Here is a 25,196-nt window from a genome sequence, read left to right as displayed (position 1 = left end):
ACGGGTCCTCTCACGCAGTCGGGTCGGTGGGCTTCCACAGCAGACGCGGCGCGTCCGCCTCGTACGCCTTGCCGCCGGGATAGCTGACGAGCTCGAACTGCAGCCCCCACGGAGCGCGGAAGTACACCCACCGCTGCCCGAGAGCCGCCTGCGCGCTGGCCACCGGCTCCCCCATCACCTCGACACCGGATGCGCGCAGATACTCGACCGCGGCATCCATGTCATCGACGTACAAGGCCAGATGGTACCCGCCGATGTCGCTGTTGCGCGGCTGCGGGTTCTGCCCATCGGCGGAGTCGTAAAGGAACGTCTCGATGTTCACACCGGTCGCGAGGCGGTAGAAGCGGATCTCGCGAATGACGGTGCGCGGATGCACGCCGAGCTGGACCTGCATCCAATCGTCCTCGGCGCTCTTCTGACCGAGGGTGTAGATGTACTCGGCTCCGAGGACGTCGACGAGGAAAGTGTGCGCCTCGTCGAGGTCGGGCACCGTGATGCCGATGTGATCCGATCCTCGCAGGCCCGGGATTCCGGGGCTGTTGTCCTGAGTCATACGCGACCTCCTCGTCGACTGGTGACCACATCGTATCCATTTGTGCGCCATCTGCCCAGAGTTCTCGCGAACTGTTCTCGGCTCACCCCTTGAATTGGATCAAATCCTCCCTTACTCTCGAAGAAGCGGACCGGCCACATGGGCCGCGGGATGGGATGAGGCGAAGATGCCTGAGCGCAAGAAACTTTCGACCGGCGTGGACTGGATCGAACTCTCCACGACCAAGGACGACTGGAACGCAGCGGACCCCGCACTGCTGGGCACGATGCTCAGCCAGTTGCACCTGATCCGTGCGTTCGAGGAGTCGGTGCTCGAACTGGCCGGCGAAGGCCTCGTGCACGGCCCGGCTCACTCCAGCATCGGGCAGGAAGGTGGCGCCGTCGGCTCCATCGTCGGGCTCCGCTCCAGCGACGGCGTGAACGGCTCGCACCGCGGGCACCACCAGTTCCTCGCGAAGGCACTCACGCACGTCAGCGGCGGCACCATCGACCCGGCGAACCCCGTGGACGACGACATCCAGACCGTGCTCCAGCGCACGCTCGCCGAGATCCTCGGTCTGGCCCAGGGCTACTGCCGGGGCCGCGGCGGCTCGATGCACCTGCAGTGGTTCGAAGCCGGCGCTCTCGGCACGAACGCGATCGTCGGCGGCGGCGCTCCCATGGCGGCAGGCAATGCCTGGGCGCAGAAGCACAGCAGTGCGACCGACACCGACCTCACGATCAACTACTTCGGCGACGGCGCCGCGCAGATCGGGTCGGTTCTGGAGTCGATGAACCTCGCGGCGACCTGGAAGCTGCCGGTGGCCTTCTTCATCGAGAACAACATGTACGGGGTGTCCACGCGCGCCGACGAGATCACCGCGGACACGCGGTTCTCCGTCCGCGGGCAGGGCTTCCACATCCCCTCCTGGCGCGTGGACGGCATGGACCCGCTCGCGGTGTACCTCGCCACGCAGGAGGCAGCCGAGCGGATGCGGTCGGGCGAAGGCCCCGCCGTCATCGAGGCAGAGGTCTACCGCTTCTTCCACCAGAACGGCCCCTACCCCGGCAGCGCCTTCGGCTACCGCACGAAGGAAGAAGAAGCGTCCTGGCGTGCCCGCGACCCGCTCGACCTGACCGCGAGTCGCATGCGCGACCGCGGCCTGATCGACGACGAGGCTGTCGCAGCGCTGCGCACGCGCGTCCAGGAGGCCATGACCGCCGCCGTGAACGCCCTCGTGGAGGCCGACCCCGACCGCCCCGGCAAGCGCCGCATCCGTCCCGAGCTGTGGCCCGAGACGACCTTCGTCAACGTCGGCGTGCGCGGCGATGCCAGCGAGCTGGAGGGTCTCCCCCGCCTCGAGGCCGGCGCCGCTACCCGCCCCGTGAAGTTCGTCGACGCGGTGGCCGAGGTCATGGACCGCCGCATGGAGGAAGACCCGCGCATCGTCGTCATGGGCGAAGACGTCCACAAGCTCAACGGCGGCACGAACGGCGCGACCAAGGGGCTGGCGAAGAAGTACGGTCCCGACCGCGTGATGGGAACGCCGATCAGCGAGAACGCGTTCGTCGGTCTCGGCGGCGGACTGGCACTGGACGGCCGGTTCCGCCCGGTCGTGGAGTTCATGTACCCCGACTTCATGTGGGTGGCCGCCGACCAGGTGTTCAACCAGATCGGCAAGGCGCGCCACATGTTCGGCGGGGAGAACCCCGTGCCGCTCGTGCTCCGCACCAAGATCGCGATGGGTTCGGGCTACGGCTCGCAGCACCTCATGGACCCCGCCGGCATCTTCGCCACCAGCCCCGGATGGCGCATCGTCGCCGCATCCAACGCCCGCGACTACGTCGGTCTCATGAACGCCGCGCTCGCCCTGCAGGACCCGGTGCTCGTCATCGAGCACGTCGATCTGTACGGCAAGGCCGATGAGGTGCCCGAGGGAGACCTCGACTACATCATCCCGCCGGGAAGCGCCGCCGTCGTCCGCGAGGGCGCGGAGGTCACCGTGATCAGCTACCTCTCGATGGTCGACCACGCCGCCGAGGCGATCGAGCAGACGGGCATCGACGCCGAGCTCATCGACCTGCGCTGGCTCGACCGCGCGTCGATCGACTGGGACACTCTCGGCGAGAGCATCCGCAAGACCAACGCGGTGCTCATCGTCGAACAGGGCGCACAGGGGACGTCGTACGGCGGATGGCTCGCCGACGAGATCCAGCGTCGCTACTTCGACTACCTCGACCAGCCCATCGCGCGGGTGACCGGCGGCGAAGCATCCCCCAGCATCTCCCGGGTGCTGGAGCGCGCCGCCATCGCCCGCACTGAAGAAGTGGTCGCCGCCCTCGAGGCCGTCCGCGCCGGATTCGGAGCCTGACATGGCTGAGATCATTCGCATGCCCGAAGTGATGGCCGGCGCCACCGAAGCCGCCATCCAGTCCTGGCTCGTCGAGGAAGGCGCCACCGTCGCGGTGGGCCAGACCCTCGCCGAGATCGAGACCGACAAGGCGACCGTCGAGCTGTCCGCGGAAGCGGCCGGCACGGTCGGGCGCCTCCTCGTTCCGGCGGGCGACAATGTCGCCGTCGGCGACGCCATCATCGTGCTCGTCGCCGAGGGTGAAGGAGCCGACGCGATCGACGACGCCTTGCGCGCCGCCGGCGTCGCCGCCGCAGATCCCGCTCCCGCCGCCGAGCGCGCGCCGAGCGGATCATCGTCGGCGGGCACCGCAGCCCAGCCCCCGGCCGAGGAAGCCCCCGGCGACCCGGAGCCCGACCCGATGGACGGATCCGGAGTGCGCACCGGAGCGGATCCCGCATCCGCGGACACCGAAGACGACGCGGGAGCCTCCGGCGAGCGACTGTTCGCCAGCCCGCTCGTTCGGCGCCTCGCGGCGGAGAAGGGTGTGCCCCTCGCCGACATCTCCGGCACCGGACCGCACGGACGGATCGTCCGGCGCGACCTCGAGCGCCACCTCGCGAAGGCTCCGGCCGAGACGGCCGCCGCCGAGCCCACCGCCCAGGCGCCTGCAGCTCCGGCCGCCCCCAAGGCGCCCGCCTCGTCCGCCGAGGGAGCCGCGACCTACGAAGACGTGCCGGTCGATCGGATGCGGCGCACCATCGCGCGGCGTCTCACCGAGAGCAAGTCGACGGTCCCGCACTTCTATCTCGTCGCGGACTGCCGCGTGGATGCGCTCCTGGAGCTTCGCAAGAGCGTCAACGAGTCGGCGCCGCGCAAGATCTCCGTCAACGACTTCGTGCTGAAGGCCGTCGCTGCCGCTCTCGTCGATGTTCCCGCCGCCAACGCGATCTGGAATGACGACAGCATCCGCCACTTCACCGGCGTCGACCTGGCCGTCGCCGTCGCCACCGAGGGCGGACTCACGACACCGGTCATCCGGGGCGTGGAGCGGCTGCCGCTGTCGCAGATCAGCGCCACCGTCGCCGACCTCGCCGAGCGTGCTCGTGCGGGCCGCCTCCGCCAGCATGAGCTGGAGGGCGGGAGCTTCTCGGTGTCGAACCTGGGCATGTACGGGACGGCGCAGTTCAGCGCCATCCTGAACCCGCCGCAGTCCGGCATCCTCGCCGTGGGCGCCGCGCGCCCGATGCCGGTCGTCGGATCCGACGGCGAGCTGACCGTGGGCTCGGTGATGACCGTGACACTCTCGGCCGATCACCGCGTCCTCGACGGTGCCATCGCCGCCGAGTGGCTCGCCGCGTTCCAGCGCCGCATCGAGAATCCGCTCAGCATCCTCATCTGAGCTTTCCCACCCCCTTCCCCCACCGCATTCTGAGAGGCGCCGCCGTGCCCACCATCCGCAGTGTCAACCCCGCCACAGGAGCCGAACTCGGCATCTTCGAGGAGGACGACGACGACGCCGTCGAGGCGAAGCTCGCCGCCGCATCGGCCGCCGTTCCCGCGCTCGCCGAGGCCGGCTGGGAGGCGCGGGCCACCTGGATGCGGGCCGCCGCCGACCTGCTCGAATCCGAGGCCGAGGAGGTCGCCGCCGCGATCACCGCGGAGATGGGAAAGCCCATCGCGCAGTCTCGCGGAGAGGTGGCGAAGTCGGCGCGGGGGATGCGGTACTACGCCGATCACGCGGAGGAGTTCCTCGCCCCGCGGTGGCTGGAGAACCCGGGCGTCGTGGGAGCATCCGCGGCCGGCGCGCGGTACGAGCCGCTCGGCGTCGTGCTGGCCGTGATGCCGTGGAACTATCCGATCTGGCAGGTCGTGCGCTTCGCCGCGCCCGCGCTCATGGCCGGAAACACCGGGCTGCTCAAGCACGCCTCGATCGTGCCGCGCTCGGCGCTGTACCTCGGTGAGCTGTTCACGCGTGCGGGGTTCCCCGAGGGCGCGTTCGCCACCCTCCTGGTCGGCTCCTCCCGTGTCGAAGCGGTCGTCCGCGACCCGCGCATCGCCGCGGTGACACTGACCGGATCCGAGGGCGCCGGCCGCGCCGTGGGCCGCACCGCGGGCGATGTGCTGAAGAAGGTCGTGCTCGAACTCGGCGGCTCCGACCCCTTCGTCGTCATGCCCTCCGCGGATCTCGACGGTGCGATCGCCACGGCGGTCTCGGCCCGCACGTCGAACAACGGTCAGGCCTGCATCAACGCCAAGCGCTTCATCGTGCACGAAGACGTCTACGACGCCTTCGCCGCGGGATTCGCCGAGCGGATGTCGGCCCTCGTGCTCGGGAACCCCGCGGACGAGTCGACGCAGATCGGACCCCTCGCCAGCGAGTCGGGCCTCCGCGACATCCTCGAGCTCGTCGACGACGCGCGGGCGAAGGGCGCCGACATCCTCGCCGGCGGAGAGCGCCCGGGCGGCGAGGGCTGGTTCTACCCGCCCACGGTCGTTGCCGGCATCACGACCGACATGCGCCTGTTCGCCGAGGAGGCCTTCGGCCCCGTCGCATCCCTCTACAAGGTCTCGTCCCTCGACGAGGCCCTGCAGATCGCCAATGTGCTCGACTTCGGCCTGGGGTCGGCGTTCTGGAGCACGGATGCGGCCGAGATCGATGCGGCGATCAGCGGCATCGAGTCGGGCGCCGTCTTCATCAACGGCATGACGATCTCGTACCCCGAGCTCCCCTTCGGCGGCATCAAGCGCTCGGGCTTCGGCCGTGAGCTTTCGGCCGAGGGCATCCGCGAGTTCTGCAACCTCAAGACCGTCTGGGTCGCCTGACCCCTCCCGACCCCCCTCCTGTCGAGTCGCCAGCATCCGTCGCGTTCCAGCGAAAATTCGAACGGTTGTTGGCGACTCGACGGAGGGACTTCTCCTCCCCAGGGGCGGATGCCACGGGATAGTGCACAGGCACCCCGCCGGCGCCGCCACGGGCGAGGCCGCGAGCGCACGCTGGCGGGATGCTGCCACCTTCTGACCTGCCCGCCGCCTTCACCGTCGCCGACGGGCGGGCGTTCGGGCTGTCGGAGGGGCGGATGCGCTCGAGAGCCCTCGAGTCTCCCTTCTGGGGCACGCGCACGTCACGGGCGCTCGAGGACGAAGAGCGGCTTCGGCTGCTCTTGGCGGCGCTCCCGGGGCACGCCTTCGTGTGCGGAGCGACGGCCGGGATCGTCCTCGGGCTGCCACTTCCCGGGCCGCTTCAGGAGCGGGCATTGACGGAGCCGCTCGTCGGCGTCCCCCTCGAACACAACCGCATCCGACGCCCCGGTGTGCGCGGCCGCGCTCTCGTCGTCGAGCCGGGGGACGTGGTCTCGGTGCGGGGCATGCGCTGCACGTCACCCGAGCGGACGTGGTGCGAGTTGGCGGGCGTACTCGGACTCGGCCAGCTCATCGCCGTCACCGATCGGCTCCTGTATCGGCGTGATCCGCTGTGCACGCGAGACGCGCTCGAACGTGCGCACCGTCGAGTCGGGCGGAGCCGGGGTGCCGCCCAGCGGCCGCTGGCGCTGGAGTGGAGCTCGTCGCGCGCGGAGTCGCCCCGTGAGTCCGAGCTGCGCGTACTTCTTCTCCAGGCCGGTCTCCCGGCGCCGGAATGCAACGTCGACATCTTCGACGGCCGCCGGTTCGTCGCTCGCGTCGACATGCTCTACCGGGAGGCAGGACTGATCGTCGAGTACGACGGCGACTACCACCGCGATCGGGACCAATGGAGCCGCGATATGTCGCGGCGGGCGGAGCTCGAGTCGCTCGGATACCGCGTCACCGTGGTGACGGCGCGCGACTTCGACGACCGCCCGGCGCTCATCGCCCGCATCCGCCGTCTTCTTCGCGCCCGTTCGTAACCGTCGACTCGCCACAATCCGTCGCGATTCGCCGGAAATCCGGACGGTTTGTGGCGACTCGACAGTGCGGAAGGTGTGGATGTCCGAGAGATCGGACCGCAGTTCGGCGCGTGCGGCGTGAATCGACGCACCTGCATGTCGAGGAAGACCGGGGATTGCAGCTCGCTGAAGCCGAGCCCGCTCGCACGCGCTGATCGGGCTGCCGGTGCGTCGACTCGCCAAGATCGGTCCTGAAACGGCGAAACCGCACGCATGATGGCGAGTCGACAGGCGGATCAGCCGTGCGGGAGAGGGCCGGCGGAGTCACGGTCGCGCACGAACCAGATCGCCCGCACCTCGGTGTCGGAGTCGTTCCAGAACCGGTGCGGCTGGCGCGACTCGAAGACGATCGAGTCCCCGGGCCTCAGCTGCGCCGTCGCCCCGGCCACCTCCACGCTGAGCGTTCCGGTCAGCACGATGCCGTACTCGCGGCCTGCGTGATGGATGTGCTCAGGCGGCGCCGCCGTGCCCGGAGCGTAGATCACCTCGAGGAACTCCGCATCCGGCTCACCCACCGCCGTGAGGCGGCTCCACCGCGGACCCGAACTGAGCTTGATCGTCGGGTGGTTCTCGGCCCGCTGCACGATGCCCTCCGACACCAGGTCGCGCGCGCCCTCGGGCGCAGGGGGTGCGGCGGACGCGTCGGGCGCGGAGAGGAGATCGCTCATCGCCACGCCGAGTTCGCTCGCCACGGCGTAGAGGGCGGGGACGCTGAAGGCCCCGAGGCCCCGCTCCACCTGCGACACATGGCTGGCCGACAGCCCGATCCGCCGTGCCAGCTCGCGCACGGTGATCCCCGCCGCGATCCGCGACGCCCGCACGCGCTCCCCGACGAGATCCCACGGGGTGTCGAGGTCGGCCACGCGTCAGTTCCGTCCCGACAGTCGGCTCATCGCATCCAGCACGTCGACGGCATCGCGGAGCTCCCCGGCCGCCTCGGGCTCGGACGAGGCCGGACGCGCATGCCCCGTGACGAACCACACCCCCTCGGCGACCGCGCCGGACTCATTGAGGTAGAGGTGCGGGCGCATCGAGTCGAAACTGAACGAGTCGCCCACCCGGAGCACGTAGGTGTCGAAGTCGAGTTTGAGCGTCAGCTCACCCCGCACGATATAACCGAACTCCACGCCTTCGTGCCGCATGTGACTGTCATCGAGCGAGCTCGCCGCCCCCGGCTGATACGTCACGTGCACCGCATCGACCCCCGGGCCCGATACCGCCAGCCCGCGCCACGTCACGCCGTTGGTCATGGAGATCTCCGGCGCATCCTCGCGGCGCTGCACCGGCTCCCCGAGGGCGGACCGACGGGCGGCAGCGGCCGGGGCGGGCGACTCCGGCGCGACAGGTGTGTCACGCAAGACGTCGTCCACCGACAGACCCAAGCCGGTCACGATCGCCCATAACGTGCTGACCGACGGCTGCACCTTTCCGGTCTCGACCTGTGACAACAGGCTGGGTGAAATGGATGCCGCCGCCGCGGTGGCCCGCAGAGACAGTCCGCGCGCCTGCCGCGCCTCGCGGATTCGTCCGCCCAGTACCGCTGTCATGTGTGTCCTTCCGCTGAACGAACTTTACCCAGCGGGTCAGTAGGGATTCGCCACGAAAAGATCTTGTGCGGGGAACTTGGTGAGCACTTCGATGCCGTAGTCGGTGACGACGACCTCCTCCTCGATGCGTGCGGCCGAGATCCCGTCTGATGCGGGGCAGTAGGTCTCCATCGCGAACACCATGCCCGGGCGCAGCTCGACGGGATCTTTCATCGAGTTCAGCCGCGAGATGATCGGTCGCTCGTGCAGGCCCAGCCCCAGGCCGTGCGCGAACTGCAGTCCGAATGCAGCCAGCTCGTTCGCGAAGCCGAAGTCCTCGGCCCGCGGCAGCACCGCCGCCACCTGGTCCGACCCGACTCCGGGCCGGATCGCATCCAGCGCCGCATCCATCCACTCGCGGGCCTGCTTGTACGCATCCTGCTGGCTCGCGGTGGCCCAGCCGACCCCGAAGGTGCGGTAGTAGCAGGTGCGGTACCCGTTGAAGGAGTGGATGATGTCGAAGAACGCCTGGTCGCCTGGCCGGATGATGCGGTCGGTGAAGTTGTGCGGATGCGGATTGCACCGCTCACCCGAGATCGCGTTGACCGCCTCGACCTGGTCGCTGCCGTACTCGTAGAGACGCTTGTTGGCGAGTGCGACGATTTCGTTCTCGCGCACCCCCGGCTTCAGGGCTTCGGCGATGTCCTGGTAGACGCCGTCGACCATGGCGGCGGCCTGGTTCAGCAGCAGGATCTCGTCGGCGTTCTTGATGACGCGGGCATCCAGCATCGCCTGCTGCGCGTCGGCGATCCGGAGCCCCTGCCGCTGCATTTCGAAGAGGAACGGCGGCTCGACGATGTCGAGGCCCACCGGAGCATCCGCGAGCCCTTCCTCCTTCAGCAGCGACACGATCTCGGCGACCGCGTCGCGCATGAGGCCACCGCCTTCGGGGTCCACCGCACCGCGGAACCCGAGGAACCCGGCCCGGTAGTTCTCGTCGGGCACCCAGTCGGAGTAGAGCTGATGGTGGCGCACGGCCGAGCCGAAGTCCCACAGGATCGGGTCGCGCCCGCGCATCAGCAGGGCGTAGCGGATCATCTTGTCGCCGAGCGCCCCGCCGATCCATGTCTGGGTCGTATAGCGGATGTTGTAGAAGTCGAACAGCAGGAAAGCTCCGCAGTCACTGGCCTCCAGCGCCGCCTGAGCCCGGCCGAGCCGATACGACCGCAACCGGTCGAAGTCGACCCGCCGCTCGTAGTCGACGCCGTTCTGGCCGGGTGCGCCGATCGGCCGCACCCCCGGCGGACGCGCCGAGGGCCGCTCGAAGCGCCGCCCCGGCGAGCCGCCGTGGTCGTGACCGGAGCCGGACGCGTGCGTCATGACTGCGGCTCCAGCCCGTCATCGACTCCGACGTTCTCGGCCTGCAGGTCGATCCCCGACGCCACCGCTGCGCGCAGGATCATCGAGGCGAAGTCCTGCTCCGTGTTGCCCGCGTTGACCTCGGTCGCCACGATCTCACGCGTGACGGCCGTCACCGGCATGACGACGCCCAGCTCCCGCGCCGCTGCGAGTCCGAGGTCGAGGTCCTTGAGGAGCAGCACCGGCGTGAACGTGGGCGCGAAGTCGAGGTTGACCAGTGCCGGCGACTTGTACCGGCTGTAGGGCGAGCCCATGACCGAGTCGTTGAGGAACTCGAGGAAGTCGGCCCGCTTCACCCCTGCCTTCTCGGCGAGCAGCGTGATCTCGATCATGTTCTGGATGACGACACCGAGGAAGACGTTGTGCGCGATCTTCACGATGCGGGCAGCCTCCCCCTCGCCGACGTACGTCACCCCGCGACCCCACGTCTCCAGCAGCGGCCGGACGAGGTCGAAGACCTCCCGAGGCCCGGATGCGGCGACGGTGAGCTTGCCCGCGGCGATCACCTTCGGGTTGCCCGACACGGGCGTCGCGAGGAAGCCGACCCCGCGTTCCTCGGCGGCCGCACGGATGTGCGCGCTCATCTCCATGGAGACCGTGGAGGAGTCGCCGATCGCTTTCGGGGCCCGCTCGGGATCGGTCAGGAGACCCCCGTCGCCGAGCATGACCTGTTCGAGGTCCTTGGACGCGGAGACCATCACGAACACCACATCCCGTCCGGCGAGCTCCACCGGGCGGTCGACGATCGTCGCCCCGAGTTCGGCGAGCGGTTCCGCCTTCGCGCGGGTGCGGTTGTACACGGCGACGTCGTAGCCCGCCGTCAGCAGCCGGGTCGCCAACTGCGTGCCCATCCGGCCCGCGCCGATCCACCCCACTGTGGGCTTGCTGTCCGTCATGTCGTCTCCTTCTGAATGTTCCGGCGCTGCCGGAGGCGGGGGATGCCGGCGAACGCCGGCACCGGGGGAATCAAGCTGTGGGTCGGGCGCGCGTCACGCGGGGGCGGCGGCGACGACGTGGAACTCGAAACGCAGTCGCGGGTCTGTCGCCAGCCGGGTCACCTGCACGGTAGAGCTCGTCGGGATGTGGCCGCCGAACCACGCCGCCTGATGCGCGTTCACGACGTCCTGGTCGGAGTCCACGTCGGTGAAGAACCGGATCATGTTGACGACGTCCTGGCGCTGGCATCCCGCCGCCTGGAGGGCGAGGTCGAGATGGTCGAAGGCGTTGCGCACCTGGCCCGCAGCATCCATCGGCATCGCATCGAACACGGCGGGCACGTGCGGGTGGTCGTGGTACACGGGCGCACCCGTCACGCCGCTGATGAAGACGAGCCGCGCGTTGGACACGGTGCGGATGGCGGGCACGAAGGGGCTGACGATCTGATCGTCGTACCCCTCATGGTGGATGATCTCGGCGTTGCCGACGCGTCGGGGTTCGGGGACCGCGGTCATGGCGATTCGTCTCCTTCCGGCCGCTCTGCGTTGAGCGTTCCGGCATCGTGGGTGATGCGACCGGCCAGGACGGTCAGGTCGCTGCGGATATCAGGGAGGGCGTCCTCCGCGCACGTGAACGGGTCGAGAGAGGGGACGCAGACATCTCCGTCGAAGCCCGGGAGGAGCCTGCCGCGGTGGCCCTGCTCTCCGGTGAACCACGCGGCGTCGCGCGTGTAGGCGGCGAGCGCCTCGGCCCGCGAGAGCCGGTGACGCTCGTCGCGCACACCGCGTCCGCTGAGGGTGCCCCCGGTCACGAGCCACCAGATCGACGCCCACGGCGAATACCAGTTGGCACGGGTTGCGTCCGTGCCCGCACCGACGAGGATGCCGAGTTCGCGGAGGTCTCCGAGCGGAGGCGCCGAGGCGGTGGCCTCCTCGCCCCAGGCGTCGACGTAGTCGCCGCCCTTCAGCAGGAGCCGGTTCTGCACGAGCACGCCCGCCCCGAGCCGCGCCAGGCGCTCCAGGTTTCCCCGCGACGCCTCGTCGGCGTGCACGATGGAGAACCCGGCGCCGGCCACTCCCCCGCTCTCCCGTTCGACCTCTTCCCAGGCGTCGAGGATGCGTCCGAGGGTCGCATCGAGCACGGCGTGCACGCTCATCCGCCACCCCCGCTGCACGCACAGGCGCACGATGTCGACGAGCTCGCGGTACGGCGCTTCGGCGATCTCGAGCGCCTCGAAGCCTTCCATGTCGTGGCAGCCGAGGTGCGGGATCTCACCCACACCGCTGACCCGCAGCATCCCGTCACCGCTACCGGGCTGCACGAGGGTCGTGAGGCGGTCGATGTTCTCGACCTCCCCGCCACGCGTCCACGCGGAGATGTACAAGCGGGCGCGCACGTCGAGGTCGCCCCGTCGCCACACGGCGTACAGCGGGTCGTAGTCCCGGGGGGTCACCATGAGCCCGCCGCCATCCACCACCCCGGTCAGCCCGTACGCGGCGAAAGCGGCGAACATCTGCCGCACGCCGTCTTCGGGGTCGCCGACGTCGGCGAGAGCCAGCGCGGTGGGTCCGCCGAACTCCCGGATGCCGTGCAGTTCACCGGTGCCGTCGGGGAGGCCGGCGGCACGCAACCCGGCGGTGTTCAGGATGCCCCGGTCGTAGAGCTCCTGCAGGTACACCGGGTTGTCGGGGGCGGCGTCGTCCAGTTCCGCGCGGGTCGGCGCGCGCCCTTCGGCGAGCTGGCTGGAATGCCAGCCCCCGATGGCGCTGACCCACGCGCCCGGACCGCGCCGGGCCGCCTCGTCGCGCACGCGCTGGAGCGCCTCGCCGACCGAGCGGACGTCCTCCCAGTGCATCGTGCCGGCCCACGAGACGCCGCCGCGAACGGCATGGATGTGCGAATCGTTCAGGCCGGGAAGCGCGCGGCGCCCCCCGAGGTCGATGACGCGTGAAGCGAGTTCGGCGTAGGGAGCCAGCTCGGCGTCGGACCCGACCGCCACGACGCGGCCGCCGGCGATCGCGATCGCCTCGACCTCGGCCGGTCCGGAACCGGGGTCGGCGAAGGTGGCGATGCGCCCGCCGCGGAGGACGAGGTCGACGAGAGGGAGAGCAAGAGCGGGCACGGCAGAGCCTTCAGATGCTCAGGTGACGTTCGAGCAGCTCGTCGTCCGCCCGAAGCTCCGCGGGAAGGCCCGACCAGGCGATGGTGCCGGAGTCGTCGATGACGATCACCTGCTCGGCGATGTCGAGGGCGAGGTCGACGTTCTGCTCGGCGATCAGGATGGACAGTCCGGAGGCGCGCAGGCCCGCGAGGCGGTCCTGGATGACATCGAGGATGCTGGGGGCGAGGCCTTCGCTCGGTTCGTCCATGATCAGCAGCGACGGGTTGGTCATCAGCGCTCGGCCGATGGCGAGCATCTGCTGCTCGCCGCCGGACAGCGACCGGGCCATCGACCCCGACCTCTCCGCCAGCCGCGGGAAGAACTCGAAAACGCGCTCGACACTCCAGGGCTCGAGCTTCGTCTGCCGGCGACGCGGCACGACTTTGAGGTTCTCCAGCGTGGTGAGCGACCCGAACACGCGCCGCCCCTGCGGCACCAGGGCGATGCCCGCGCGGGAGATGAGATGGCTCGGCCGCTTGGTGATGTCCACGCCGTCGTACACGATCGTGCCGCTGGTCACGGCGGGAGGCCGGAGGCCGCAGATCGCGCGCACGAGGGTGGTCTTGCCCATGCCGTTGCGACCGAGGAGCGCGACGCTCTGCCCGTCGCCCACGGTGAATTCCACGCCGTTGAGAACCTGCGCGGTGGCGTATCCGGCGCGCAGACCCGAGACCGAAAGAGTCACTTCTTGTCACGCCTTCCCAGGTAGATCTCCTTGACGACGGGATGCTCGCGGACTTCCTCCGGCGTCCCGGTCACGATGTGACGGCCGTTCTCCATGCACATGACACGGTCGGTGAGACCCAGGGCGAGCGTCATGTCGTGCTCGATGAGGAGGATCGGCAGGGTGCGCGGAAGCTCTTCGATGAGGCGGCGGAGCGTCGTGCGTTCGACCGCCGAGAGGCCCGCAGCCGGTTCATCCAGCAGCAGCAGGCGCGGCTCGGTGACCAGCGCCATGGCGATCTCCAGCTGACGCTGCTCCCCGTGCGAGAGGTCGGCCACGGTGTCGTCGCGGCGGCCGTAGAGCCCGACCGAGTCCAGCATCTCCATGGAGGCGCGGCTCACCTCGTCGCTGATGCCCTGCGTACGCCAGAAGACGCGCGCCTTGGCGGAGCCGCCGCGCGCGGCCACCCGCACGTTGTCGAGCACGCTCATCTCGCGGAAGAGGTTCGACACCTGGAAGGTGCGCCCCACACCGAGACGCGCCCGCCGGGCGGTGCTCAGGCGGGTGACGTCGCGCCCGAACAGCTCGATGGTGCCCGCCGAGGGCGGGACGTCGCCCGCGATCATCTTGAACAGGGTCGTCTTGCCCGCGCCGTTGGGTCCGATGACCCCCATGCGCTCGCCCGGGGCGAGGGTCAGGGAGATGTCGTCGACGGCCTGAACGCCGCCGTATCGCTTTCCCAGCCCGCTCACCACGAGCGCGGGGGCGGGGGCCCCGGACCCGCGCGGGTCCGGGGCCTTCGCCATGGTCGTATCGGTCACTACTCGAGTCCCTGGAAGGTCTGCGAGTAGGTCGGCAGCGCCAGCGCCTCTTCCGGCGTGCGGCCGAGCCACTGGTCGACGTCTTCGACCTCTGCGATCGGCACGTTGTACAGCAGCCCGTCGTCGAGCTTCTCGACCTCGCGGATGTACACCGGACCGATCGTGTTGTTGTACTCGTCCCACGACACGCGGCCGAAGATGCTGTCTTCGAACGTGTACTCCGTGATTGCCGCGACGAGGTCCTCACCCGTGACGTAGCCCTGCTCCTCGAGAACCGAGGCCACCAGCGACGCCGTGACGTAGCCGCCGGCAGCGTAGGCACCCGGAACGTTGCCGCCCGAGAACTCCTTGTAGACGTCGACGAACTCCTTCACGACGTCGCTGTCCCGGCCCTCGGCCCAGTAGCTGACCGACCGGAGACCGATGATCTGGTCGCCCATGGCGCGGAGGGTGCCCTGGTCGGCGGCGCAGCAGTTCATCAGCAGCTTGTCCATCGGCAACCCCAGCCCCAGGTAGGCGTTGAGGAAGTTCGGACCGGGCGCGCCACCGGCGGTGGCGACGTAGACGACGTCGGCGTCGGCCGCCTGGATCTGCGAGGCGTACGTCGAGAAGTCGGTGGTGGAGTTCGGGAACCAGATCTGCTCCACGATCTCTCCGCCGTTGGCCACGAAGCCCTGCGCGAACCCGGCGCACGACTCCCATCCGAACGCGTAGTCGGCGCACAGCGTGACGGCCGTCTTCGCGTCGCCCTCGGTGGCCGCCCACTCGCCCCCGGCGTGGTTCGCCTGGGAACCGCCCATCGACCCGGTGCGGACGGTCAGGTCGTTGGCGTTGCGCTGCGTGAGGTCGTCGGATGCGGCGACCGGGTGGAGGTTGGGGATGCCCACGCCGGCGGCGTACTCCGCCACGGCCAGGGCCGTGTTCGCGATGAGGGGGCCGACGAGAACGTCGACCTGGTCCTGGTCGACGAGCTTGCTCGCCTTCGTCAGGGAGGTCTCCGGGTTTCCGGCATCGTCCTCGACGATCGTCTCGACGGTGACGCCGTTGACCTCGGTGCCGTTCGTCTCCCAGTACAGGTTCCAGCCGTCCACCATCTCCTGACCGGCGACGGCGAAGTTGCCCGTCGTCGGGGAGATGAAGCCGACCTTGAGCGTCCCGGTCGCCGATGCCTCGGAGGGGTCTTCGTTCGGTTCCGCCGCTCCCGGGGGAGCACACGCGGCCAGCGCCAGCGCGGCGACGACACTCAGGCTCGCGACCACCGCCCCGCGGCGGCCGCGCTTCGACATCATCGTTGAGGTCATTGCAGGTCCTTCCTTCTTCACTCGTTGGTTGTTGCGGGTTCGGGCACGGTGTGCCCCGGGGGCGCTCCCCGATCACCGGACTCGGGTGTGGACCGCCGCTGCCTCCATCGGTTGATGAGCTTGCGGACGCTTCCGGCGATGCCTGCTCTCGCGAAGAGGATCACGAGGATGAAGATGAGGCCCAGGAGCGTGGGCCAGCGGTCGACGTAGCTGGACAGCACGTTCTCGACCAGGACGACGATCGCTGCGCCGATCAGGGGTCCGAGAAGCGTTCCGATGCCTCCGAGGATGACCATGACGATCAGGTGCACCGAACGGTCGACGCCGGCGGAGGACGGACTCACGAAGTGGGTGTGCCAGACCGAGAGAAGCCCCGCGAGGCCGGCGACCGTGCCGGAGATCATGAATGCGCCGAGCTTGTAGGACGCCACGCTGTAGCCGAGGCTGCGCATGCGGCTCTCGCTGTCGCGGACCCCGCGCAGACTCGCGCCGAACGGCGAGTTCCCCACGACCCACAGGGCGGCGGTCAGGACGACGAAGATCGCGAGCACCACGTAGTAGAACATCCAGTAGGAGCCCATCCACTCCGGTCGCTGGATCCCGGAGATTCCGTTCTCGCCGCCGGTGACCGTGGACAACCGGAAGGCCAGACCGTAGATGAGCATGCCGACGGCGAGGGTCACCATCAGGAAGTAGATGCCGTTCGTGCGCATGGACAGCAGGCCGTAGATCAGCGACACCACCACGGTGATCCCGAGGGCCAAGACCACCTGCATCCCCGGGTCCATACCCTGCCGCGAAGCCCACCCGGCACCGTAGGCCGACGCGGCGGCGATGCCGGCGTGTCCGAGGGAGACCATGCCCCCTTGGCCGGCGAGGAAGTTGACGCTGGAGGCGAGGGTGGCCGCGATCAGGATGGTCGAGGTCAGCGAGACGGCGAAGCTGGAGGCGCCGAGGTACGGCAGCGCGATGCCGATGAGCAGGACGACCCCGAGCAGGATCAGGTTGATCGTGAAGGCGCGCCTGTTGCGGGGCGCGCCGGCGGTGCGAATGGTGCGGGTCTCGACGATGCGGTTGCTCATCACGCCGCCTTTCCGAAGAGGCCCGTGGGGCGAAGCACGAGCACGAGCGCCATGGGAAGGAAGATCGTGAAGTAGGCGAGCTCGGGGATCCAGGCCTTGGCGAACGCGTCGATGAGTCCGATGAGCACGCTCCCGACGGCGGCACCGGGAATGCTTCCCAACCCGCCGATGATGATCACGACGAGGGCGTACAGCAGCACCTCGTTCTGCACGCCGGGGAGGATGCTCTGCACTCCGGCGCCGATCGTTCCGCCGATGGCGGCCAGGGCCGCTCCGACGACGAACATGCCGGTGAAGACCCACCGGATGTTGACCCCCATGGCGGTGATGATCTCGCGGTCGTCGACCCCCGCGCGGACGATCGCCCCCACCCGCGTCTTGTACTGCACCAGCGCGAGGGCGATGCCGATGACCAGCGCGACAGCGATCACGAAGATCCGGTACCAGGGGTACACGAGCTCCCCGATCATGAGGGCGCCCGGGATCTTCACCGTGTTGGGGAGGTTCTGCGGGTCACCGCCGAAGATCGCCAGGCACACGTCGGCGATGACGAAGGACACGCCGATGGTCAGCAGCACCTCCGGCATCTCCTGCCCACGGACGAAGCGCAGCAGGACCACTTCGACCAGGAAGGCCGTGATCGCGACGGTGAGGATGGCGACGAGCACGGCCAGCAGCAGATTGCCGGTGAGGGTGGCGATCACCACGCCGATGTAGCCGCCGAGCACGTAGAACGCGCCGTGCGCCATGTTCACGATGCGCATGAGGCCGAACACCAGCGTGAGGCCGCTGGCCAGGAGGAACAGGAGAGCTCCGAAGCTCAGCCCGTTCAGCGCTTGCTGCGCAAGGAAGACAGGTTCGAACACCGATGTATCAGACCTTCCACGTCGTCGGGGATGTCAGGCGGGTCTTGGTGGCCTAAGTGAAGCAGCGGAAACCCTCATCTGTCAACTCCCACTGCACGATTGTTCAGGGCAGTGTTCACTCTCGCGGAGAGTCCACCGGAGCGCGTGTCAATCCTCACGAACTCGATATCGCCGACGTGCCACCGCACTTGCCGTCCCGAACAGGGCCGCGCCTCCGATTCCGGCCGCGAACAGCCCGCCGAAGGCGTGCGCGTCGATGGCGAGGGCGCCGAGCGCCGCGCCGAGGGCGCCCCCCAGCATGAGGCTGATGGAGAACAGGGTCATCCCCAGCGCGCGGGAGTCCGACGCCGCATCCGTCATCCACGTCTGCAGCGTCGTGTGCGCGAGCGCCCACGCCACGCCCATGAGCGCGGCGCCGGCCAGGACGTTCCACGCCGACACCTGCGCCGTCAGCACGACGAAGGCTGCGGTGGCGCTGACCCCGCCCGCCACGAGGAAGACCCACGCCTTCACGCGCTGCACGATGAGCTTCATGAGCTGACTCACCAGCACCACGGTGACGCCGAAGGCCGCCGTGACGAGCCCCGCCACGAAGACGTCCTCCCCCGATTGCTGCAGCGCGACCGGGAGGATGTTGAAGATCCCGATGAGGAGCGTTCCTTCCAGCGCCACGAGGGCGCACACCGACAGCGCCCAGGGGTTTCGTGCGAGGCGGGACACCTGCGCCAGGATGCGCTCCGTCCCGCGTCCGGGCGCTTCGGGGAGCAGGGCGAGGAACGGCACCAGCACGGCCGTGATCAGCGCGAAGCCGGCGAAGATCCAGCGCCACGTCGTGAGCGACCCGATCGCGCCTGCCGCCACCGTCCCGACGGCCAGCCCGAGCGCCGTCGCGGAGGCGAGGTTGGACATGGCCGATGGCCGGCGCGCGAGCGGCAGCATGTCGCCGACGTAGGTGAGCACGGCCGCGAAGGTGGCGGCGAAGGCACCGCCCGAGGCCGTCCGCGCGAGGAGGAACGTCCCGATATCGGGCGCCAGGGCGCTGGCGAGATTGGCCAGGGCCGCCAGCGACGTCGAGAGCACGAGCACCCGTACGCGCCCCCACCGCGTCGACAGCGGTCCCCAGATCAACTGGAAACCCGCATACGCCAGTGCGTGGGACGTGATGGCGCCCGCGGCCACGGCCACACTGACCCCGAGATCGCCCGCGATCCCCGGAACGAGAGGGAGGATCAGCGAGCGATCGAGGGTCGACCAGAAGATGATGAGCGGAAGGAGGACTCCCGCCGGAGGACGACGCACGCCGGTTCTCCGTCGTCTCGTGCGCGGGTCGGTGTCAGCTGATGCGCCAGCCGCGGTCGACGTAGAGGCTGTGGGCGCTCATACCGCGGTTGAAGAGCAGGAACTTCGTGGCATCGACGACATCGGACATCGTGGCCAGCTCTCCGCCGGGGGTGCGGCTCTCGTACGCCGACAGCACCCCCTCGGGCTTACCTGCCCAGAACGGGCTGTCGCCGATGATGCCGGGGTGAAGCGAATTCACCCGCACGGGCGCGAGTTCGTGGGCGAGGGTATTCATCAGGCCGTCCACGCCGCCGTTGATGCTCGACACGGTCGTCGACCCCGGGTACGGGGCATCCTTCGCCCGGCCGCCGAAGAGCACGATGCCGGTGTCGACGGAAGGCGCCAGCCGGTCCAGCAGCGTGTGAACCGTCTCTGCGTACCCGACCAGCTTCAGCGTCACCAGGCGCACCGCGCGCGCGATGTCGTAGTCGCGGATGGTGTTCGCATCGCGCTCGATGGCCACCATCGCCAGGCCGTCCAGCGGGCCGACGCCGCGGAGCTGCTCGGCGATGCCCTCCGGCTCCGAGACATCCAGGGCGAGGCCCGACGCTCCCGGACCGATGCCGGCGGCGACCTCGTCGGCCGTCTCCTGGCTGCGGCTGGTGAGGATCACCGAATCGCCCCCGGCCACGAGATCTTTCGCCAGCTCCAGCCCGATACCGGACGATCCACCGGCCACCAGAATCGTGCGTCCAGTCATATGTTCTCTCCCTCGAGTCGTTCTTGCAGGTACTCCCAGTCCCGCGCGAAGCGGTAGGCATGTCGCGGCGGCATCTGCGGGGACTGGGACTCCAGCCACCGCACCTCGGCGCCGGTCGCGGCGAACGAGTGCACGCATCCCACGCCCGCCCAGGCGATGTCGCCGGGCGCCAGCACGAACTCTTCACCGTCGAAGGTCGCGGCCACTTCACCCTCGAGGATGAGGTAGGCCTCCTCCAGCGGGTGGTCGTGGGCGCCGGCCTTACCGTCGGGCTCGTACTGCACCATGAAGAGCGTCCCCAGGGTGGCGCCCAGGTCGGAGTCGACCATCATCTTCAGGGTGATGCCGCTGTACACCAGCAGGGCCGTGCGCATGCTGGCGGAAACCGCCAAGAGCTCCTGCGACTGGCGTCCCGCATCCATGTGCTCGGCGCGGATATTGCCGAAGGAGCGGGTGCGGGGGTCGCGCGTGTCGACGTCGACGGGGGCGGAGACGGGGAGCTCCGGTACGCGGTAGGTGTCGTCGCCGCGCCGGGCCCGGGCGGGTGGAGTGAGGAGGTCGGCCCATGCGGCGGCGGCGTCGCCTGAACTGCGCCACGCATGCGGCACACCGATGGGCAGCACGCCGTAGTCGCCGGCGACCAGCCGGACCGTCGCTTCCGGCGTGGCCAGGATGACCTCGCCCTCCAGCACGTGGAAACTCTCCTCGAACGAGTGGACGTGGGTGGCCGTCCGCCCGCCCGGGGCCAGCCGGGTGATCCCGAAGTCGGTGTGCGCGGCGCCGTCGTCCTCACCGACTGCCCGCCATCGGGTGACGCCGACGGCGCCGGGGGCGAGCGCACCAGGGTGCCGGTACTCCGCATCCTGCGCGCGCCGAACGACGAACCTCGACATGCGGGGCCTCCTCGACATGGTTCTCGCCGGCGCGTCCTCGCGCGGCGCTGTCATCCCCGGCAAACCATTGTCCGCCGGAGTGTTAAGTCTGACTAAACCCCATGTAAACGGTCACGCCCCATCGTTGTCAAGCGGGGCGTTCGCGGAACACGGTCCGTGACGCTACAGCGGGACGAGATTCACTTCCCGCAGCACGCCGTCATCGACGACCGCGGTCATGAGGGTATGGCGCGGCTGGCGCCGCCGGTCGGTCGGCGAGCCCGGGTTCAGCAGGCGGAGCCCGCGCGGGGTGGTGGTGTTCCATGGGATGTGACTGTGCCCGAAGACGAGCACATCGACGTCGGGGTACGCCACCTCCATGCGTGCCTCGCGGCCCTTCGCCGGGCCGGTCTCGTGCACCACGGCGAGAGAGACGCCCTCGACGGTCCGACGGGCGACCTCCGGGAGCCGCTCCCGCAGGTCGGCGCCGTCGTTGTTTCCCCAGACCCCGAGGACCTCGCCGTGTGTCTGGAGGTCGTCCAGGACGGACGCTGTCACCCAGTCCCCCGCGTGGATGATGAGATCCGCGTCATCCGCCGCACGCCGCACCGCGTCGGGAAGGGCGCGCGCCCGCCCGGGGATGTGGGTGTCGGAGATGAGCAGCAGACGTGTCGCCATGCCGAAACGCTACCCGCGCGTCAGCCCCCGACCCGCTTCGGGAGCTGGTTCAGTGCACGCACGGCCCGGGCGGCGACCTCGTCCACCGGCGGTGTCACGTCCACCACGACGCCGCGCTCGTCCGCGGCGAGCGGCTCGAGGATCGCGAGCTGCGACGCCAGCAGGGTGACCGGCATGAAGTGCCCCGTTCGCGCCGCCGCGCGGGCGGCGAGGAGTTCGGCGGGCGCGGTGAGGTGAACGAAGACTGCCTCCGGAGCGTGCCGGCGGAGGCGATCGCGGTAGGCGCGACGAAGGGCGGAGCACGCGACGATGATGCCGCCTGCTGCGGCGCCCTCCGCGAGGACCTTCCCGACCGCATCCAGCCACGGCGCCCGGTCCTGATCGGTCAGCGGCTCGCCGGCGCTCATCTTCTGCACATTGGCGGGCGTGTGCAGGGTGTCGGCGTCCGTCCACGGCGTGCCCAGCTGCTCCGACAGCGCGGCCGCGACGCTCGACTTCCCCGCGGCCGACACCCCCATGACCACGATCGCGGGGCCGGGATCCTCCGCGCCCGTGCGGACGGCGGGCGGTGGGGAGGTCACTGGTCCTTCCTAACACGAGAGTCCACAGGGAGGGCGGTCGGGCGGCGGTGCGCGCGCGGCGATCGACTACGTCCGCGCGCCCTGCCCGTTCCCCGGCGTAACCCCGTCCTTCGCACCCTCGACGAGCGACAGCGGATCGGCGATGTCCTCCAGCGACTTGCCCGCGGCGCTGACTCCGAAGATGCCCGAGACGACACCGCCGATGATCATGATGGCCGAACCGAGCACGTACCCCCAGAACAGCGGGACCCGGTCGGTGCCGTCGCCGATGAGCGCGCCGTAGAGCGCCGGGGCGATCGCCCCGACGAGCTGCCCGACGGAGAACACGTACGAGATGACCTGGCTGCGCAACTCGAGCGGGAAGATCTCGCTCACGGTCAGGTAGGCGGCAGACGCGCCGGCCGAGGCGAAGAAGAACGACGCGCACCAGAAGGCGGTGTGGGTGGCGGCGGTGAGCACCCCCGCGTTGAAGAAGAAGGCACTGGCGAGCAGGATGAGCCCCGCGAGCACGTACGTGCCGAACAGCATCCGGCGGCGTCCCCACGTGTCGAAGAAGTGGCCGAGGATGAGCGCGCCCGCGAGGTTTCCGACGGCGAAGATGATGAAGTACTGACCCGCTGACGCCGGCGGAGTGTCGTAGAAGTTCTCCAGCACCAGCGCGTAGGTGAAGAAGATCGCGTTGTAGAGGAACGACTGTGTAACCATCATGGTCACGCCCACGAGCGTGCGGCGCGGGTACTTCCGGAACAGCACCTTCGCGATGACCAGGAACGGCACCTGGCCGTACTCCTTCACGGTGATCGCCTTGGACTCGTCGACCGGCTCGACCGTCTTGCCCTCCTTGCGGATGCGCTCCTCGATGGCGTCGACATTGCGCTCCGCCTCATCCTCGCGACCATGGGTCATCTGCCACCGCGGGCTCTCCGGGATGTGACGGCGGAGCCAGATGATGAGGATGCCGAGCACGGGGCCGACGAAGAAGCTGAGGCGCCAGCCGATGTCTTGCGGAAGAAGATCGGTGTTGAGGAAGAAGATGTTCGCCACCGCGCCCAGCGCCGCACCACCCCAGTAGGTTCCGTTGATGGCGATGTCGACGCGGCCGCGGTACTTGGAGGGGATGATCTCGTCGATGGCGGAATTGATCGCGGCGTACTCCCCGCCGATTCCGGCACCGGCCACGAAGCGCCAGATGTAGAAGAACCACGGGGCGAACGCGAGGCCCGCGATGGCGCTCCCGGCGAGATAGACGACGAGAGACAGGATGAACAGCCGCTTGCGGCCGAGCCGATCGGCGAGGCGCCCGAACACGAGAGCCCCGGTGACCTGCCCGAGGAGGTAGAAGGTGCCGGCCAGGCCGACCTCGAACGGGCCCATCCCGAGCGTTTCGGCGTACCCGTTCGCCGCGACGATCTGCACCTCGAGGCCGTCCAGGATCCACGAGAACCCGAGGCCGACGACGATCATCCAATGGAATCTCGCCCAGGGCAGGCGATCCATCCGTGCGGGAACGAGCGACGTGACTTCCTTGACCTGCACCCCGGACGACGACATCCGCGCAACCCTTCCTCCGGGAGCATCCGTCGCTCCCGCGACGCTTTTCTACTCTCGCGCGCGCGTCGTCCGCGCCGGATTGACCCCAGGCGCGCGGAGCGGTAAATGCCCGGTTCCTCACCCCGTCGACTCGCCAGAAAACGTGCGGTTTCGCGCGCAAATCGATCGATTCTTGGCGACTCGACGGGGGGCGCGTCAGGACTGGGCGCGCAGCGACCTGTTCAGCGCTTGCAGGGCGCCGAGAGCGCCGTCGAGGGTCTCCTGCTGCTCCGGGGTGAGGCGGTCGAAGGCCGACCCGAGGCCCTCCGCCCAGGCGTCGGTGATCGCGGCGTGTTCCGCGACACCGTCGTCGGTGGCCAAGATGCGCACGATCCGACGGTCGGCCGCATCCGGTTCCTTGGCGACGAACCCGCGCTGCTGCAGGAGCCGCACGGCCGTGCTCACGTTCGGCTGTTGCAGCCCCAGTGCGGCGGCGAGTTCGCCGATCGTCGAGCCGGGCGCGTCGATGACCTGCTTGAGGAGCGCGATCTCGCTCGTGGGCACCGGGCCCACTCCTGCCCGTGCCGGCGCGCGGCGGTGGATGGTCCAGGCCAGCTCCCGCAGCGTGACCTTCAGTTGCGCGCGCGACGAGGGCGTCTCCGGCATGCATCGACAGTAGCCGCTCGGGCCATCGGAACCCCAGCGAGCCGCGCTGCGCGCCCGCCCCGGGCCGTTCGGGAGGAGATGGCGCTTCGGGAGGACCGAATCCGCACCATCCGCCCTCCGCAGTGCACATCTCCTCCCGAACAGCCCGCTACTCCTGCGGGAGCCACCCACCGGCCGGGCCGTTCGGGAGGAGATGGCGCTTCGGGAGGACCGAATCCGCCTCATCCGCCCTCCGCAGTGCACATCTCCTCCCGAAACGCTCGCTACTCCCGCGGGAGCCACCCACCGGCCGGGCCGTTCGGGAGGAGATGGCGCTTCGGGAGGACCGAATCCGCACCATCCGCCCTCCGCAGTGCACTTCTCCTCCCGAACGGCTCGCCGCGGCTCGGGGCGAGCGCCACCCCGCCACCCCGCCGTACCTCCACCCCGCCACCCCCGACTCCCCCGCGCCGCGGGAGACGCGACGGCTCAGGCGCCGCGGAACTCCGGGCGGCGCTTCTCACTGAACGCGGCGAAGCCCTCGCGGTAGTCGGCGGTGTCGCGCAGCGCGGCCTGGGCGGAGTTCTCCGCGGCGACCGCATCCCACAGCCCCATCCGCTCGTCGCGGAGCCCGGCGATGATCCGCTTGCTGGCCACGAAGGCGGCCGTGGGCCCGGATGCGGCGGCCTGCGCCGCGGAGACCGTGACGTCGAGCAGCTCCTCACCCGGAAGGCTGCGGGAGAACAGACCGAGCCGCACCGCCTCCTCGCCGGAGAGGAGGCGCCCGGAGTAAATGAGATCGAACGTGCGATGAGCCCCGAGCCGTTCGTAGAACAGCGCGTGACCTCCGGAGTCGAGGGTCGCCCCCAGCGCAGCGAACGGCGAACCGACCTTCGCCGTGTCGGCGATGTAGACGACATCGGTGGCGATGAGCAGTCCGAGCCCGACCCCCAGGCACGCCCCGGATGCCGCGGCGAACGTCGGCGCGGGGAAGGCGGCGATCCGCGTGAGCAACGGCGTCAGGAGACCCTCGAGGTACCCGCTGACGTCGTCGGTGGCCGGATCGACCCCGGAGATGTCGCGTCCTGCGCAGAAGGCGCGGCCCTCTCCCCGCAGGACCAGCGCACGGACCCCGGCGGCCTCGGCGTCGGCGTACGCGGCATCGAGGTCTCGCAGCGCCTGCTCATCGAGGGCGTTGAGCTTGCTCGGATTGTTCAGCACCACATGAGCGACGCCGTCGTCGATACGCGATTCGATCATGTCCG

The 25,196-nt window shown here is 69.6% G+C and carries 24 protein-coding genes; 4 read left to right on the top strand and 20 right to left on the bottom strand.

All coding sequences use genetic code 11. The features are described from left to right. Window positions 1-10: 10 nt before the first annotated feature. Complete coding sequence (locus AC4FS1_RS15625; protein WP_491156625.1) at window positions 11-553, bottom strand: VOC family protein; 543 nt, start codon at window positions 551-553, stop codon at window positions 11-13. Window positions 554-719: 166 nt separating this feature from the next. Here AC4FS1_RS15625 and AC4FS1_RS15620 point away from each other — a divergent pair, with 166 nt between their 5' ends. The 4 genes from AC4FS1_RS15620 (at window position 720) to AC4FS1_RS15605 (ending at window position 6,769) form a co-directional block, all read left to right on the top strand. Then, on the top strand, window positions 720-2,903 hold the full coding sequence (locus AC4FS1_RS15620; RefSeq protein WP_491156624.1) for an alpha-ketoacid dehydrogenase subunit alpha/beta: 2,184 nt from the start codon (window positions 720-722) through the stop codon (window positions 2,901-2,903). Window position 2,904: 1 nt separating this feature from the next. Further along, window positions 2,905-4,284 carry a dihydrolipoamide acetyltransferase family protein gene (locus AC4FS1_RS15615; RefSeq protein ID WP_491156623.1) on the top strand — a complete coding sequence of 460 codons (1,380 nt, stop codon included), beginning with the start codon at window positions 2,905-2,907 and terminating at the stop codon, window positions 4,282-4,284. Window positions 4,285-4,328: 44 nt separating this feature from the next. Then, a complete protein-coding gene (locus tag AC4FS1_RS15610) occupies window positions 4,329-5,708 on the top strand; it encodes an aldehyde dehydrogenase family protein (RefSeq protein ID WP_491156622.1) in 1,380 nt (459 codons plus the stop codon). 179 nt (window positions 5,709-5,887) lie between these two features. Further along, the gene (locus AC4FS1_RS15605) at window positions 5,888-6,769 is read left to right on the top strand and encodes an endonuclease domain-containing protein (RefSeq protein ID WP_491156621.1); all 882 of its coding nucleotides are present in this window, start codon (window positions 5,888-5,890) and stop codon (window positions 6,767-6,769) included. Window positions 6,770-7,044: 275 nt separating this feature from the next. Here the strand turns inward: AC4FS1_RS15605 and AC4FS1_RS15600 are convergent, their stop codons facing one another. From AC4FS1_RS15600 to AC4FS1_RS15510, 19 genes are all read right to left on the bottom strand, one after another. Then, window positions 7,045-7,671: a helix-turn-helix domain-containing protein gene (locus AC4FS1_RS15600; RefSeq protein WP_491156620.1), complete on the bottom strand. Its 627-nt coding sequence runs from the start codon at window positions 7,669-7,671 to the stop codon at window positions 7,045-7,047. A gap of 3 nt (window positions 7,672-7,674) precedes the next feature. Next, complete coding sequence (locus AC4FS1_RS15595) at window positions 7,675-8,355, bottom strand: cupin domain-containing protein (protein ID WP_491156619.1); 681 nt, start codon at window positions 8,353-8,355, stop codon at window positions 7,675-7,677. 36 nt (window positions 8,356-8,391) lie between these two features. Continuing rightward, window positions 8,392-9,714 (bottom strand): M24 family metallopeptidase, encoded by a 1,323-nt coding sequence (locus tag AC4FS1_RS15590; RefSeq protein ID WP_491156618.1) that lies wholly within the window; start codon window positions 9,712-9,714, stop codon window positions 8,392-8,394. Continuing rightward, the gene (locus AC4FS1_RS15585) at window positions 9,711-10,649 is read right to left on the bottom strand and encodes an NAD(P)-dependent oxidoreductase (protein ID WP_491156617.1); all 939 of its coding nucleotides are present in this window, start codon (window positions 10,647-10,649) and stop codon (window positions 9,711-9,713) included. The genes AC4FS1_RS15590 and AC4FS1_RS15585 overlap by 4 nt, the downstream gene beginning before the upstream one ends. 93 nt (window positions 10,650-10,742) lie before the next feature. Then, on the bottom strand, window positions 10,743-11,204 hold the full coding sequence (locus AC4FS1_RS15580) for a RidA family protein (protein WP_491156616.1): 462 nt from the start codon (window positions 11,202-11,204) through the stop codon (window positions 10,743-10,745). After that, window positions 11,201-12,811, bottom strand: a complete 1,611-nt coding sequence (locus AC4FS1_RS15575; RefSeq protein ID WP_491156615.1) for an amidohydrolase — start codon at window positions 12,809-12,811, stop codon at window positions 11,201-11,203. The genes AC4FS1_RS15580 and AC4FS1_RS15575 overlap by 4 nt, the downstream gene beginning before the upstream one ends. Before the next feature lie 10 nt (window positions 12,812-12,821). After that, window positions 12,822-13,535 carry an ABC transporter ATP-binding protein gene (locus tag AC4FS1_RS15570; RefSeq protein WP_491156614.1) on the bottom strand — a complete coding sequence of 238 codons (714 nt, stop codon included), beginning with the start codon at window positions 13,533-13,535 and terminating at the stop codon, window positions 12,822-12,824. Next, window positions 13,532-14,335 carry an ABC transporter ATP-binding protein gene (locus AC4FS1_RS15565; protein ID WP_491156613.1) on the bottom strand — a complete coding sequence of 268 codons (804 nt, stop codon included), beginning with the start codon at window positions 14,333-14,335 and terminating at the stop codon, window positions 13,532-13,534. Before AC4FS1_RS15565 ends, AC4FS1_RS15570 begins: the two co-directional genes overlap by 4 nt. Beyond that, entirely contained in the window at window positions 14,335-15,636 is a 1,302-nt protein-coding gene (locus AC4FS1_RS15560) for an ABC transporter substrate-binding protein (RefSeq protein WP_491156612.1), read from the bottom strand. Before AC4FS1_RS15560 ends, AC4FS1_RS15565 begins: the two co-directional genes overlap by 1 nt. Window positions 15,637-15,653: 17 nt before the next feature. Then, the gene (locus tag AC4FS1_RS15555; protein ID WP_491156611.1) at window positions 15,654-16,718 is read right to left on the bottom strand and encodes a branched-chain amino acid ABC transporter permease; all 1,065 of its coding nucleotides are present in this window, start codon (window positions 16,716-16,718) and stop codon (window positions 15,654-15,656) included. Further along, on the bottom strand, window positions 16,718-17,584 hold the full coding sequence (locus AC4FS1_RS15550) for a branched-chain amino acid ABC transporter permease (protein ID WP_491156610.1): 867 nt from the start codon (window positions 17,582-17,584) through the stop codon (window positions 16,718-16,720). The genes AC4FS1_RS15555 and AC4FS1_RS15550 overlap by 1 nt, the downstream gene beginning before the upstream one ends. 147 nt (window positions 17,585-17,731) lie before the next feature. Beyond that, window positions 17,732-18,883, bottom strand: a complete 1,152-nt coding sequence (locus AC4FS1_RS15545; protein ID WP_491156609.1) for an MFS transporter — start codon at window positions 18,881-18,883, stop codon at window positions 17,732-17,734. A 34-nt stretch (window positions 18,884-18,917) separates the two neighbouring features. Next, complete coding sequence (locus AC4FS1_RS15540; protein ID WP_491156608.1) at window positions 18,918-19,625, bottom strand: SDR family NAD(P)-dependent oxidoreductase; 708 nt, start codon at window positions 19,623-19,625, stop codon at window positions 18,918-18,920. After that, entirely contained in the window at window positions 19,622-20,518 is an 897-nt protein-coding gene (locus AC4FS1_RS15535; RefSeq protein ID WP_491156607.1) for a cupin domain-containing protein, read from the bottom strand. The genes AC4FS1_RS15540 and AC4FS1_RS15535 overlap by 4 nt, the downstream gene beginning before the upstream one ends. 162 nt (window positions 20,519-20,680) lie before the next feature. Then, window positions 20,681-21,175 (bottom strand): metallophosphoesterase family protein, encoded by a 495-nt coding sequence (locus AC4FS1_RS15530; RefSeq protein WP_491156606.1) that lies wholly within the window; start codon window positions 21,173-21,175, stop codon window positions 20,681-20,683. 20 nt (window positions 21,176-21,195) lie between these two features. Further along, entirely contained in the window at window positions 21,196-21,756 is a 561-nt protein-coding gene (locus AC4FS1_RS15525) for a gluconokinase (RefSeq protein WP_491156605.1), read from the bottom strand. Window positions 21,757-21,822: 66 nt separating this feature from the next. Continuing rightward, complete coding sequence (locus AC4FS1_RS15520; protein ID WP_491156604.1) at window positions 21,823-23,307, bottom strand: MFS transporter; 1,485 nt, start codon at window positions 23,305-23,307, stop codon at window positions 21,823-21,825. A 195-nt stretch (window positions 23,308-23,502) separates the two neighbouring features. Then, window positions 23,503-23,952 carry a MarR family winged helix-turn-helix transcriptional regulator gene (locus AC4FS1_RS15515; protein ID WP_491156603.1) on the bottom strand — a complete coding sequence of 150 codons (450 nt, stop codon included), beginning with the start codon at window positions 23,950-23,952 and terminating at the stop codon, window positions 23,503-23,505. Window positions 23,953-24,420: 468 nt separating this feature from the next. After that, window positions 24,421-25,191, bottom strand: coding sequence for an enoyl-CoA hydratase/isomerase family protein (locus AC4FS1_RS15510; protein WP_491156602.1), 771 nt, complete (start codon window positions 25,189-25,191; stop codon window positions 24,421-24,423). Between the last annotated feature and the right edge of the window lie 5 nt (window positions 25,192-25,196).

This window comes from Microbacterium sp. Z12_35, assembly GCF_058310475.1.
This window is presented reverse-complemented; position numbering and strand designations above follow the sequence as displayed.